The organism is Methylobacterium mesophilicum (genome assembly GCF_036441335.1).
GTDB classification, from domain to species: Bacteria; Pseudomonadota; Alphaproteobacteria; order Rhizobiales; family Beijerinckiaceae; genus Methylobacterium; species Methylobacterium mesophilicum_B.
The window spans coordinates 17,733-31,485 of the sequence record NZ_MLBW01000012.1 but is presented as its reverse complement, the minus strand read 5'-3'; the positions used below and the strand labels follow the sequence as shown (position 1 = coordinate 31,485).

The following is a 13,753-nucleotide window of genomic DNA, read 5'->3' as shown; positions in this document are numbered from 1 at the left end:
ACGGGGCCCCGCTCGGAGCCCCATCGTCGGGCGGGTCTTTAGGGGACGGAGGCGCCGCGGTCAACCGTGAGAGGTCAGATGGACGAGTCAGTGGCGGTCCGGCGCGGTGTGCCGACGGACGCGGAGGCGATCCGGGCGCTGGTGGAGGTGGCCTACAGCAAGTGGATCCCGGTGATCGGCCGCCTGCCAATTCCCATGCAGGCGGATTACGCGCAGGCTCTGCGGGACAACCGCTTCGACCTGCTGCCCGCCGGTCCGGATCTCGCCGGGTTGATCGAGACGAGGGCGGAGGCCGACCATCTGCTGGTCGTCAACGTCGCGGTGCACCCGGCCTTCCAGGGGCGGGGCTTCGGCAGCCGGCTGATGAGTCTCGCGGATGCCGTCGCGGCCGGGGCGGGGCTCGCGCGGCTGCGCCTCTACACCAACAAGAAGTACACGGCGAACCTGCGCCTCTACGGCGCGCTGGGCTACCGGGTGGAGCGGGAGGCGCTCTACGACGGACCGGGCCGGACTCGCGACGACGACGTCACCGTGCACATGGTGAAGGACTTGGTTTGAGGAATCGGCGCCGGCCCTGCCGTCATCGCGAGCAGCGAAGCGCCCCAGGGTCGCGCACCGCCGTCGAGCGTGGCGCCTCTGGATCGCTTCGCTCCGCTCGCAAAGACGGGGCGTCGCCCGGCTCCCCTCAGGTCACCACGCTCGGCTCAGGCCTTCCGGTGCGGGGCTCGATCTCGGCGATCGCGCGGGCCGCGGCCGCGACCGGGGCCAGCACCTCGGCCACGGCCGAGTCGAGCCGGTCCGGCGCGTTCTCGTAGCGCTCCAGGTAGACCCGCAGCGTCGCCCCGGCGGTGCCGGTGCCGGAGAGCCGGAACACCGCCCGCGCGTCCTCGGCGAAGCCGATCCGGATGCCCTGACGCTCGGTCATCGAGCCGTCCACCGGGTCGCGGTAGGCGAACTCGTCGGCCGTCGACACCGTGAGGTCGCCGATCCGCGTGCCCGGCAGCTCGGCGAGTTTCTCGCGGAGCGCGTCCATCAGGCCGTTGGCGGCGTCCGAGTCGACCTCCTCGTAATCGTGGCGGGCGTAGTAGTCGCGCCCGTAGGCGCGCCAATGCGCCCGCACCAGCGCGTCGGCGCGCTCGCCGGTGGCGGCCAGGATGTTGAGCCAGAGCAGCACCGCCCAGAGTCCGTCCTTCTCGCGCACGTGGTTCGAGCCGGTACCGGCGCTCTCCTCGCCGCACAGGGTGATGAGGCCCGCATCCAGCAGGTTCCCGAAGAACTTCCAGCCGGTGGGGGTCTCGTAGGCCTTGATGCCGAGGGCGGCCGCGACCCGGTCGGCGGCGCGGCTCGTGGGCATGGACCGCGCGACACCGGCGAGCCCGCCCGCGTAGCCCGGCGCCCGGTGGGCGTGGGCGGCGAGCAGGGCGAGGCTGTCGCTCGGCGTCACGAACAGGCCCGGCGCCACGATCATGTTGCGGTCGCCGTCGCCGTCCGAGGCGGCGCCGAAATCCGGCGCGTCCGGGCCCTGCATCAGGTCGAACAGGTCGTGGCAGTGGACCGGGTTCGGGTCCGGGTGGTGGCCGCCGAAATCCTCCTTCGGCTCGGCGTTGACCACCGTGCCGGCGGGGGCGCCGAGCATCCCTTCGAGGATCGCCGTCGCGTAGGGGCCGGTCACCGCGCTCATGGCGTCGAAGCGCATGCGGAAGCCGGAGGCGAACAGGCGCGACACCGCGTCGAAGTCGATGAGCGTGCGCATCAGCTCGGCATAGTCGGCCACCGGGTCGATCACCGTGACGGTCATGGTGCCGAGGCGGGTGTCGCCGAGCGTGTCGAGGTCGAGATCCGGGGCCTCGACGAGACGGTACTCGGTCAGCGCCTTGGCCCGCGCGAAGATCGCGTCGGTGACGGATTCCGGTGCCGGGCCGCCATTGGCGGCGTTGAACTTGATGCCGAAATCGCCCTCCGGTCCGCCCGGGTTGTGACTCGCCGAGAGCACGATGCCGCCGAGCGCCTTGGCCTTCCGGATCACGCAGGAGGCGGCCGGCGTCGAGAGCAGGCCGCCCTGCCCGACCAGCACCCGGCCGAACCCGTTGCCGGCTGCGAGGCGCAGCGTCTTCTGCACCACCTCCCGGTTGAGGAAGCGCCCATCGCCGCCGAGCACCAGGGTGGCGCCCGCCTTGTCGGGCAGGGTGTCGAAGATCGCCTGGACGAAGTTCTCGACGTAGTTCGGCTGCCGGAACACCGGCACCTTCTTGCGCAGGCCGGAGGTGCCCGGCTTCTGGTCGGGGAAGGGCGTGGTGGCGACGGTCGTCGGGGTCGTCATAGGCGGGCGTCTCCCGGGCTCTCCCGCCTCAATGCCCGCGCGGAGGCGCGGCGTCACCAGCCCCGGCGACAGGGGCGGGCTTTTTTCACGGCGTTTCGGGGGATCAGGCGACGGAAGCGTCTTTGCGCGCGGCGCGCGGCAATCCGGCAGCGCCGCGCTCATCGAGGTCGCGCGGCCCGGGGTCGCTTCGCTGCGCTCGCGATGACGACAGGATCGAAGCGCTCCGCACCGCTACTCCGCCGCCTGCCGGGCCGCGTAGCCCAGCCGCTCGTTCAGCGCGCGGATCAGCTTGGCGGCAGCCTCGGCGATCACCGTGCCGGGCGGGAAGATCGCCGCCGCGCCCGCCGCCGTCAGCGCCTCGTAGTCGCCCGGCGGGATGACGCCGCCGATGGCGATCATCACGTCGTCGCGGCCCTGCTCGGTGAGCGCCGCCTTCAGCTCCGGCACCAGCGTCAGGTGGCCGGCCGCCAGCGACGAGACGCCGACGATGTGCACGTCGTTCTCCACCGCCTGCCGGGCGGCCTCCGCCGGCGTGGCGAAGAGGGGCCCGATATCCACGTCGAAGCCGAGATCCGCGAAGGCCGAGGCGATCACCTTCTGGCCGCGGTCGTGCCCGTCCTGGCCCATCTTGGCGACCAGGATGCGCGGCCGGCGGCCGTCATTCTCCTCGAACGCCTCGACCAGCGCCCGGACTTCCTCGACCACAGGCGACATGCCCCCCACCTCGCGCTTGTAGACGCCGGAGATCGAGCGGATCTCGGCGCGGTGCCGGCCCCAGGCCTTCTCCAGGGCCTCCGAAATCTCGCCCACCGTCGCCTTGGCGCGGGCCGCCTCGACGGCGAGTTCCAGCAGGTTGCCGGCGCCGTCGGCGGCCTTCGTGAGCGCCTCCAGCCGCGCGGAAACCGCGGCCTCGTCGCGCTCGGCGCGCAGGCGCTTGAGCTTGTCGATCTGGAGCCGGCGGACATTGCCGTTGTCCACCCGCAGCAGCTCGATCGCCATCTCGTCGTCGGCCCGGAACTTGTTCACGCCGACGATGGTCTGGCGGCCGGAATCGATCCGCGCCTGGGCCCGGGCGGCGGCCTCCTCGATCCGCAGCTTCGGGATGCCGGCCTCGATCGCCTTGGCCATGCCGCCGAGCCCGTCGACCTCGCGGATGTGCTCCCAGGCCCGGGCGACCATGTCGGCGGTGAGCTTCTCCACGTAGTAGGAGCCGCCCCAGGGATCGACGATCCGGGTGGTGCCGCTCTCCTGCTGCAGGAACAGCTGGGTGTTGCGGGCGATCCGGGCCGAGAAGTCGGTCGGCAGGGCCAGCGCCTCGTCCAGCGCGTTGGTGTGGAGCGACTGCGTGCCGCCCTGCGTCGCCGCCATCGCCTCGATGTTGGTGCGGGTGACGTTGTTGAACACGTCCTGCGCGGTGAGCGACCAGCCCGAGGTCTGCGAGTGGGTGCGCAGCGCCAGGGACTTCTCCGACTTCGGGTCGAACCCCTTCACGAGCTTCGCCCAGATCAGGCGCGCGGCCCGCATCTTGGCGATCTCCATGAAGAAGTTGGTCGAGATCGCCCAGAAGAACGACAGGCGCGGGGCGAACTGGTCGATGGTCAGCCCGGCGGCCAGCCCCGCCTTGATGTACTCGACGCCGTCGGCCAGCGTGTAGGCGAGTTCGAGATCGTTCGTCGCCCCGGCCTCCTGCATGTGGTAGCCGGAAATCGAGATCGAGTTGAACTTCGGCATGTTCTTCGACGTGTAGGCGAAGATATCCGAGATGATCCGCATCGATCCCCTGGGGGGATAGATGTAGGTGTTGCGGACCATGAACTCCTTGAGGATGTCGTTCTGGATCGTGCCGGCGAGCTTCTGGGGCGGCACGCCCTGCTCCTCGGCGGCGACGATGTAGAGGGCGAGGATCGGCAGCACCGCGCCGTTCATCGTCATCGATACGGTCATCTCGTCGAGGGGAATCCCCGAGAACAGCGTGCGCATGTCGTAGATCGAGTCGATCGCCACGCCCGCCATGCCGACATCGCCCGAGACGCGGGGATGGTCGGAATCGTAGCCGCGGTGGGTGGCGAGGTCGAAGGCGACCGACAGGCCCTTCTGCCCGGCCGCGAGGTTGCGCCGGTAGAAGGCGTTCGAATCCTCGGCCGTGGAGAAGCCGGCGTACTGCCGGATCGTCCAGGGCTGGGTGACGTACATGGTCGGGTAGGGGCCGCGCAGGAACGGCGCGATCCCCGGATAGGTGTCGAGGAACTCGATCCCCTCCCGGTCCTCAGGCCCGTAGCGGCCCTTCACCGGGATGCCCTCCGGCGTCATCCAGGGCTCGCCGAGCGCCGGAGCCGCCACCGCGAGCGATTCGCCTGAGAACGGGACTTCGGCGAAGTTCGGGATGCGGGAGGTCATGGCGTTGACTCGTTGTGGCGTTTGTCACGCCATTATAGGGACCCGCTCGGAGCGGGCTACTCCCCTATCGGTCGAGCTTCCGCGGAGGCGCGCAGCACAGGCGCCTCAGCGCACCTCGGCGTCCCGTTGCCCTGGGCCGCGCCGCAGGAGGTAGATCACCGCGCCCGCCAGCATCAGCGCCATCCCGTACCACGTGATCGCGTAGACAAGATGGTTGTTGGGGAAGGCGATCACCGTCAGGCCGCCCACCGGCAGGCCGCCGGGATTGGGCGTCGCGTCCGCGTCCACGAAGTAGGGGGCGACGTCGGTCAGGCCGCGCGCCGCCGCGATCGCCGCCACGTCGCGGGAGTACCAGCGGTCGTCCCTGGCATCGTTGGAGCGCAGGAACGCGCCCTTCGGCTCGGTCAGCCGCAGGAGACCGGTGACCGCGGTCTCGCCCGCGACCTGCCCGGCCGCCCGGCTCGCCGGATCCCGCCGGGCGCCGGGCACGAAGCCGCGGTTGACCAGCACGAGGGTCCCGTCGGGACGCCGCAGGGGCGTCAGCACCCAGAAGCCGCCGCCCAGCTCGGTGACGGCCTGAACCAGGGTCTCGCGATCGTGCAGGAACGTGCCGGTGATCTGGACGTGCCGGTAGGCGTCGTCGGGGCCGACACGCGCCCAGGCGGCGGGCCCGGGGGCCGGCACGGGCGGCGCGTGGACCCGGGCATCGACCTGGGCGATCAGGTCGAGCTTCCAGGCCCGCCGCTCCACCTGCCAGGTCCCGAGCCCCAGCAGCACCAGGAAGACGATGCCCGCGCCGACGCCGAACACGGCGCGCCGCAGAAACGCGCGCGGGGCCGGGGAGGGGGCCGATCCCGGATCAGCCCCCCCTCCCGACCCCGCGGGCCTCATCGCCGGACGCGCGCTCAGCGGGCGTTGTTCATGACGTCGTGGGCATCCATCGGCATCATGTTGTGATTGAGGTGGTACATCACCCACACCGAGCCGGCGAGCATGATCACCACCAGCGTGATCGTGAAGATCAGCGCCATGAAGGTCCAGCCGCCCTCCGACTTCGTGCTCATGTGCAGGAAGTAGATGACGTGCACGACCATCTGGACGCCGCCGAGCGCCAGGATGACCAGGGTGGTGACGAGGCTGTTGTCGAGGACGTTGCCCATCACCAGCCAGAACGGGATCACCGTCAGGATCACCGACAGGACGAAGCCCGTCATGTAGCTCTGGAAGGTGCCGTGCCCGCCCTCGCTGTGGGCGTCGTGGTGGCCGTGCCCGGCGGCGGCGTTGTGAACGTCGGCGCTCATTCGAGCACTCCCATCAGGTAGACGACGGTGAAGACGCCGATCCAGATCAGGTCGAGGAAGTGCCAGAACATCGACAGGCACATCAGCCGGCGCTTGTTCTCGACGATCAGGCCACGCTTGCTGACCTGCACCATCAGCACGACGAGCCACAGGATGCCCATCGAGACGTGCAGGCCGTGGGTCCCGACCAGGGTATAGAACGAGGACAGGAACGCGCTGCGCCAGGGCGGCGCGCCCTCGTGGAACAGGTGGACGAACTCCCGGATCTCCAGGGCCACGAAGGCGACGCCGAACAGGCCGGTGATGGCGAGCCAGATCTGCGTCTGCTTCACCCGGTCCCGGTCCATCTCCAGCATGGCGAAGCCGTAGGTGATGGACGAGAACAGGAGCATGGCGGTGTTCACCGCGATGCCCGGCAGGTCGAACAGCTCCTTCGGGGTGGGGCCGGCCGCGTAGCTGCGCCCGAGCACCCCGTAGGTCGCGAACAGGGTCGCGAAGATGAGGCAGTCGCTCATCAGGTAGAGCCAGAACCCGAGCATGGTCGAGCCCTCGGAATGATGGCCCTCCTCGTCGGTCTGGTAGAAGACTGGCGCCGCGGCGCCGGGGGGTGCAGTCTCCGCGTGCATCATCGGATCACGCCATCTCCAGTTCGCGCGTCCGCTGACCTTCCGTCCGACTGACGACGTCGGCGGGAATGTAGTAGTCGCGATTGTAATTGAAGGTGTGGGCGATCGCCACGACGAAGATCGCGACGAAGCTGAGGATCGCCAGCCACCAGACGTACCAGACCATGGCCAGGCCGAAGATGAAGTTCAGGACCGCCAGGATCGCGCCGGCCGCGGTGTTCTTGGGCATGTGGATCGGCTTGTAGCCCTTGAGCGGGCGGTCGAAGCCGCGGTTCTTCATGTCCCACCACGCGTCGGAATCGTGGACCACCGGCGTGAAGGCGAAGTTGTAGTCCGGCGGCGGCGAGGAGGTGGACCACTCGAGCGTCCGGCCGCCCCAGGGGTCGCCGCTGAGGTCGCGCAGCTTGTCGCGGTTCCGGATCGAGACCACGAACATGACGATCTGCGAGGCGATGCCGCAGGCGATGAGCGCCGCGCCGATGGCGGCGATCACGAACCAGATCTGCAGCGACGGGTCGTCGAAGTGCTGCATGCGCCGGGTCACGCCCATCAGGCCGAGGACGTAGAGCGGCATGAAGGCGACGTAGAACCCGGTCACCCAGAACACGAGGGCGACCTTCCCCCAGAACTCGTCGAGCTTGAAGCCGAAGGCCTTCGGGAACCAGAAGGTCACGCCGGCGAACATGCCGAACAGCACGCCGCCGATGATCACGTTGTGGAAGTGCGCGATCAGGAACAGCGAGTTGTGCAGGACGAAGTCGGCCGGGGGCACCGCCAGGAGGACGCCGGTCATGCCGCCGATCACGAAGGTGACGATGAACGCCACCACCCACAGCATCGGCACCTCGAACCGGATCCGGCCGCGGTACATGGTGAACATCCAGTTGAAGATCTTCGCGCCCGTCGGGATCGAGATGATCATGGTCGTGATCCCGAAGAACGAGTTCACGTCCGCGCCCGAGCCCATCGTGAAGAAGTGGTGCAGCCACACGAGGTAGGCGAGGATGGTGATGACCACCAGCGCGTAGACCATCGAGGTGTAGCCGAACAGGCGCTTGCCGCAGAAGGTCGAGGTGATCTCCGAGAACACACCGAAGGCCGGCAGGATCAGGATGTAGACCTCCGGGTGACCCCAGATCCAGATCAGGTTGAAGTACAGCATGGCGTTGCCGCCGAGGTCGTTCGTGAAGAAGTGCGTGCCGACGTAGCGGTCGAGCGACAGCATCGCGAGAACGGCCGTGAGGATCGGGAAGGCGGCCACGATCAGGATGTTGGTGCACAGCGCCGACCAGACGAAGATCGGCAGCTTCATCATGGTCATGCCCGGCGCCCGCATCTTCACGATGGTGGCGACCAGGTTGATGCCCGAGAGCAGCGTCCCGATACCGGCGATCTGCAGCGCCCAGATGTAGTAGTCGACGCCGACGCCGGGGCTCATCGCCGCCCCGGACAGGGGCGGGTAGGCCAGCCAGGTGGCGCGGGAGAACTCGCCGACGAACAGCGAGACCATCACCAGCAGGCCGCCGGCGACCGTCATCCAGAAGCTGAAGTTGTTCAGGAACGGGAAGGCGACGTCGCGGGCGCCGATCTGCAGCGGCACGGCGAAGTTCATGAGGCCCGTGACGAACGGCATCGCCACGAAGAAGATCATGATCATGCCGTGGGCGGTGAAGATTTGATCGTAGTGGTGCGGCGGCAGGAAGCCCTGCTGGTCGCCGAACGCGATCGCCTGCTGCGAGCGCATCAGGATCGCGTCGGCGAAGCCGCGCAGCAGCATGATGCCCGCGAAGATGCAGTACATGATGCCGATCTTCTTGTGGTCGATCGACGTGATCCAGTCACGCCACATCGGTCCCCAGAAGCGGTAGTAGGTGATGACGCCCAGCACGGTGAGACCGGCGACGGCCACGCCGGCGAACGTCGCCTGCAGGATCGGCTCGTGATAGGGGATCTGCTCGATCGTAAATCGCCCGACGAGCAGCTGCTGTAGGTCCAGGTTTGCGAACATGGGATCGGCCCGTTCAGTGGGTTCGACGGCGACCGCCGGTTGTGTGTGTAGAGTCCGCTGTCAGCACGCGCGGTCTCACTGGTTCAGCTGCTTGGGGGCGATCTGCTCGCCCTCGCTCTGGCCCGCGCCGGGGCCCTTGCCCTGGCTGTCGGGCGACTTCTGGCCCCGGACATCCGGGTTGCCCATGTCGGGCCTTGGCTTCATGCCCTGCGGCTGCGTCTGACCGTGCGGGCCGGTCTCCGAGGCCGGCGCCGTCGCGCCGGGCGCCTCCACGCCGCGCTCGGCGAGGCGGTTGTCGTACTGCAGCCGCTGGTAGTTCTCGGCGGCCTCCGCGCCGTGGGCACCGCCCTGCGCGTCGATCTTCACCATCTCGCCGACGCACATCTGGTCGGGCCGCGGGCACATGCCGATGATCCGGTCGTAGAGGCCCTTCATGTACGCCTTGTAGAACCGCGCCGGCTCGGCCTCGCTCGGCTCCTCGAGCTTCAGGTAGGCCTCCTGGGTGAGCTCGCCGCCCTCGGCCTTGGCCTTGGCGATCCACTGGTCGAACTTGTCGTTGGTCAGGCCGTGGAACTTGAAGAACATGTTGGAGAAACCGGCGCCGCTGTAGTGGGCCGAGCGGCCCTCGTAGGCGCCCTCGCGGTTGATCACCGCGTGGAGCTGGGTCTGCATGCCCGGCATCGCGTAGACCATGCCGGCGAGCGTCGGCACGTAGAACGTGTTCATCACGTCGGTGGCGGTGATCTTGAAGCGGATCGGGCGGTCCACCGGCGCGGCCAGCTCGTTGACCGTGGCGATCCCGTATTGCGGGTAGAGGAACAGCCACTTCCAATCCATGGCCACCGCCTCGACCTCCAGCGGCACGGTGCCGGCCGGGACGTCGCGCTTCGGGTCGATCTTGCTGAGCGGCCGGAACGGGTCGAGGGTGTGGGTCCCGATCCAGGTGAGGGCGCCGAGCGCGATGATGATCATCAGCGGCGCCGTCCAGATCAGCACCTCGAGCTGGGTCGAGTGGTGCCATTCGGGATCGTAGACCGCGTCCTCGTTGGTCGCGCGGTAGCGCCACGCGAAGATCAGCGTGAAGGCGATCACCGGGACGATGATCAGGAGCATCAGCCCGGTCGCCGCCAGCACGAGGTTGCGCTGCTGCTCGGCCACGTAGCCGGCCGGGTGCAGGACCACGAAGTTGCAACCGCCGAGCAGGGTCAGGAGCGGCAGGGCGAGGAGCGGCAGGAGGCGCCGCCCGCGGCCGCCTCGGCGGGTCGCGGTGTCGGTCCTGTCCGGTCGATGGATCGTGGAGGTCACAGCACGCGTCTCGTCATCCCAGGCCGCTCGCGCGGCACTTCTGCCATGCCGCTGCCGCGGCGCTTCTGCCGTGCCGCCCGAGGCGGCGTTCCTGTCCGGTGACGGGCGGGCCGGGCGGCCCGCGCCGCCGGCCGCCGACTCACATCTGGCGCAGTTCCGACCGGTCGGTGAACAGGGCCACGAGGCTGCAGACCGCGCCGGAGAGGAGGTAGACGCCGATCATCGCCAGGCCGTAGCGCTGCGACAGGAACAGGGCCACCAGGGGCGCGAAGCCGGCCCCGATCAGCCACGCGAAGTCGGAGGTCAGCGCGGCCCCGGTGTAGCGGTAGCGGTTGCCGAGGCGGGCGCTCACCGCGCCCGCGGTCTGGCCGTAGGCGAGGCCGAGCAGCATGAAGCCGATCGTGACGTAGATGGTCTGGCCGATGGCGCTCTCGCCGAACAGGAGCGGCGCGATGATGCTGCCGACGGCGAAGAAGGCGATCAGCGAGGAGCTCATGATCAGGCAGTTGCGGCGGCCGATCTGGTCGGCGATCAGCCCCGAGGCCGCCACCGCGCCGGCACAGACGATCGCGCCGGAGAACTGCACGATCAGGAACTCGCCCGGCGAGCGGGTGGTGCTGTTCAGCGCGAGCCACGCGATCGGGAAGATCGTCACGAGGTGGAACAGCGCGAAGGCGGCGAGCGGCACGAAGGCGCCGCGGACCACGTCGCCGGCGTGATGGCGGAACAGCTCCAGGGCCGGGACCGGGCGCAGCCGGTCGAGGTCCATCATGCGGGCGAACTCGTCGGTGGCGACGAGGCGCAGCCGGGCGAACAGCGCGACCACGTTGATGGTGAAGGCGCAGTAGAACGGGAAGCGCCAGCCCCAGTCGATGAAGTCGGCCTCGTCGAGGTTGACCAGGAAGAAGGCGAACAGGGCGCTCGCCACCATGAAGCCGAGCGGCGCGCCGAGCTGCGGGATCATCGCGTACCAGCCGCGGCGCTCGCGCGGCGCGTTCATGGCGAGCAGCGAGGCGAGTCCGTCCCAGGCGCCGCCGAGGGCGAGGCCCTGCAGGATGCGCAGGCCGGCCAGGATGTAGACCGCCGAGATGCCGATGCTGTCGTAGCGCGGCAGGAAGCTCACCGCCGCGGTCGATCCGCCGAGCAGGAACAGGGCCGTGGTCAGCTTGACGCTGCGCCCGTGGCGCCGGTCGATCGCCATGAAGATCACGGTGCCGACCGGGCGTGCGATGAAGGCGAGGGCGAAGATCGAGAAGGCGTAGAGGGTTCCCTTGAGCGGGTCGACGAAGGGGAAGAACACCTTCGGGAAGACCAGCACGCAGGCGATGCCGAACACGAAGAAGTCGAAGTACTCGGACGCGCGCCCGATCACCACGCCGATGGCGATCTCGTTGGGATGGACCTTGTGGTCGCCCATCGCCTGCTGGGCGTCACGCTCCAGGCCCGTGACCGTAGGGGTGTTCGCACTCATCTCTGATTGTCGCCCTCGCCGCGCGCCCGTCGGGACGCCTTGGCCGGAACTGCCTCTTGCGGCATGTCCAGAGGTATCGCAACCGGCTCCGGACGCAAGTTCACCCACTGACGCATGCATAGCACCGCGCGGTCGCGGCCACCGGCGGGGTCAGGGGCGAGGACCGCTCACACGCGGTAATGCGCCGAATTCCGTGACAGGTTGATGTTGTAATAGGGGTCGGCGCGCAGCTCAGGCCCCCAGCGGTCGAGCATGGTCAGCACCTCGCCCTCGAAGCGCTTCTGCTTCTCCGGCGTGTCCTCGGCCCCGCGGCTCTTCGACTCGTGATGAATCAGCTTCGCGAAGGGAGTCCAGACGATCCGGTAGCCGGCCCGGCGGATCTTCAGGCAGAGATCCACGTCGTTGAAGGCGACCTTCAGAGCCTGCGCGTCGAAGCCTCCGACCTCCGCGAACACGTCCGCCCGCATGGCCAGGCACGCGCCGGTGACCGCCGAGACCTCGTGGGCGATGACCATGCGGCAGAAATAGCCCGGATCCGCGTCGGCGAGGCCGAGATGGCTGTGTCCGGCCACCCCTCCGATCCCGAGGACGATGCCGCCGTGCTGGATCGTGTGGTCCGGGTAGAGGAGCTTGGCCCCGACGGCCCCGATCTCCGGCCGCACCGCGTGGCGCACCAGCTCGGCGAGCCAGCCGGGCTCGAGCACCTCGATGTCGTTGTTGAGGAACAGCAGCACCGCGCCGGTGGCCGCGGCCGCCCCGCGATTCGACAGATCCGAGAAATTGAACGCGCCGGGCACCGGCACGACGCGCACCCGCGGATCGTCCCGGTAGCGGGCGAACAGGGCGGCGGTCTCGGGCTCGCGGCTGTCGTTGTCGACGATGATCACCTCGATGTCGGGGTAGTCGGTCGCGCCGAGCAGGCCGTCGAGGGTCACCGACAGGATCTCGGCCCGGTCCCGGGTCGGGATGACCGCGGAGACCCGCGGCGGCCGCGCCGGCAGCGGCCGGACCAGGCGGTTGAAGCCGCCGGGACCGCGCTCCGCCCGCCCGCCCCAGGGCGCCACGACCTCCTCCAGGGCGCGCAGGCGCGCGGCCTCCGCCCGGGCGAGCGACCGGTCCGAGAAGGTGCCTGAGCCCTGCGCGGCGCGCCAGTGATAGAGCACCCGCGGGATGTGGCGGATGCGGGCGGGGTCGAGCCCGTCGGTCAGGCGCAGCAGCAGGTCGTGGTCCTGGCTGCCCTCGAAGCCGGGGCGCAGGCCGCCGACGGCGCGCAGCGCGTCGGTGCGCACGACCGTGAGGTGGTTGATGTAGTTCTGGGCGTAGAGCAGCTCGCGGTCGAAGCAGGACTTGAAGTGCGGGTCGAACCGCCGGCCGCGCCCGTCGATCTTGTCCTCGTCGCTGTAGATCAGCACGAGGCCCGGATCGCGGCGGAGCGCCCGGGCGACCTCGTAGAGGGCGTCCTCGGTGAGCGCGTCGTCGTGGTCCATGAAGGCGCAGACCGCGCCCCGGGCCATGCCCAGCGCGTCGTTGGTCGCCCGGGCGATGTGGCCGTTCTCGGTCCGGGCGAGGACGCGGATGCGCGGGTCGGCCTCGGCCGCCCGGCTCAGGATCCGCGGGATCTCGGGGCGCGTGGAGGCGTCGTCGACGGCGCACAATTCCCAGTGGGGGTAGAGCTGCGCGCGCAGCGACGCCAGGGCCGCCCGCAGCACCTTCGGATCCGGGTTGTGGACCGGCATCAGCACGGAGATCAGCGGCGGATCGGTCCAGGCGGCGATCTCGGCGGCGATGCCGTCCCGCTCCGCGCGGCGCAGGGTGTGGGTGCCGAGCCAGGCCTCGTAGCCGCTCACGCGCCGGTGGCGCAGCGCCCGGCCGAGGAAGCCCCGCGCGCGCACCTTCTTGCCGAGGATCCGCCAGGTGAAGGCCTGCACGGTCAGGCCGGGATCGCGCAGCAGCCCGCGGGCCGCCAGGACCGGCCGGGCGAGACGGCGCACCGCGATCCGGCGCAGCCGGACCNCAGCAGCGAGCCCGTCCGCGACGTACGCACCATGACGCTTCTCCCCGTGGCCCGGCACGATCCTGAGCGGCGCCGGGCTTTCGTTGGACGGGGAGTGGACAGGCTCGGGCCGGCGCGCGCAGCTCGACGACGTCCTCGGGCAGGCAGCCGATCCACGCGAAGGCGCCGCCGCCCCGGGCCTCCTGGGGCAGCAGCGTGCCCGGGCGCCCGTCGGGACCGACGAAGCTGATGTCGGGGAGGGTGTCGCGGGCCTCGGCCGGGTCGTTGGACAGGATGATCTCGACCCAGCGGCCCGCGAGATCCGGCAGCGC

Annotated in this window: 10 protein-coding genes; 1 reads left to right on the top strand and 9 read right to left on the bottom strand. The window is 69.7% G+C overall.

Annotated elements, in window-relative coordinates:
* Positions 1-78 precede the first annotated feature (78 nt).
* Entirely contained in the window at positions 79-558 is a 480-nt protein-coding gene (locus MMR14E_RS08710; protein ID WP_331313734.1) for a GNAT family N-acetyltransferase, read from the top strand.
* A gap of 127 nt (positions 559-685) precedes the next feature.
* On the opposite strand, the gene MMR14E_RS08705 is transcribed toward MMR14E_RS08710, so the two are convergent.
* From MMR14E_RS08705 to MMR14E_RS08665, 9 genes are all read right to left on the bottom strand, one after another.
* Positions 686-2,320, bottom strand: coding sequence for an alpha-D-glucose phosphate-specific phosphoglucomutase (locus tag MMR14E_RS08705; protein ID WP_331313733.1), 1,635 nt, complete (start codon positions 2,318-2,320; stop codon positions 686-688).
* A 231-nt stretch (positions 2,321-2,551) separates the two neighbouring features.
* Positions 2,552-4,717, bottom strand: coding sequence for a methylmalonyl-CoA mutase (gene scpA, locus MMR14E_RS08700; protein ID WP_331313732.1), 2,166 nt, complete (start codon positions 4,715-4,717; stop codon positions 2,552-2,554).
* A gap of 105 nt (positions 4,718-4,822) precedes the next feature.
* Positions 4,823-5,608, bottom strand: coding sequence for an SURF1 family protein (locus MMR14E_RS08695; protein ID WP_331313731.1), 786 nt, complete (start codon positions 5,606-5,608; stop codon positions 4,823-4,825).
* Positions 5,609-5,622: 14 nt separating this feature from the next.
* A complete protein-coding gene (gene cyoD, locus MMR14E_RS08690; protein WP_331313729.1) occupies positions 5,623-6,018 on the bottom strand; it encodes a cytochrome o ubiquinol oxidase subunit IV in 396 nt (131 codons plus the stop codon).
* Positions 6,015-6,647, bottom strand: coding sequence for a cytochrome o ubiquinol oxidase subunit III (gene cyoC / locus MMR14E_RS08685; RefSeq protein ID WP_020093234.1), 633 nt, complete (start codon positions 6,645-6,647; stop codon positions 6,015-6,017). The genes cyoD and cyoC overlap by 4 nt, the downstream gene beginning before the upstream one ends.
* A 4-nt stretch (positions 6,648-6,651) precedes the next feature.
* Positions 6,652-8,652, bottom strand: coding sequence for a cytochrome o ubiquinol oxidase subunit I (gene cyoB / locus MMR14E_RS08680; RefSeq protein WP_331313728.1), 2,001 nt, complete (start codon positions 8,650-8,652; stop codon positions 6,652-6,654).
* 75 nt (positions 8,653-8,727) lie between these two features.
* A complete protein-coding gene (cyoA, locus tag MMR14E_RS08675) occupies positions 8,728-9,957 on the bottom strand; it encodes a ubiquinol oxidase subunit II (RefSeq protein ID WP_331313727.1) in 1,230 nt (409 codons plus the stop codon).
* Between the two features lie 139 nt (positions 9,958-10,096).
* Complete coding sequence (locus MMR14E_RS08670) at positions 10,097-11,428, bottom strand: MFS transporter (protein WP_331313726.1); 1,332 nt, start codon at positions 11,426-11,428, stop codon at positions 10,097-10,099.
* A 167-nt stretch (positions 11,429-11,595) separates the two neighbouring features.
* Positions 11,596-13,419 carry a glycosyltransferase family 2 protein gene (locus MMR14E_RS08665; protein ID WP_331313725.1) on the bottom strand — a complete coding sequence of 608 codons (1,824 nt, stop codon included), beginning with the start codon at positions 13,417-13,419 and terminating at the stop codon, positions 11,596-11,598.
* Positions 13,420-13,753: the final 334 nt, after the last annotated feature.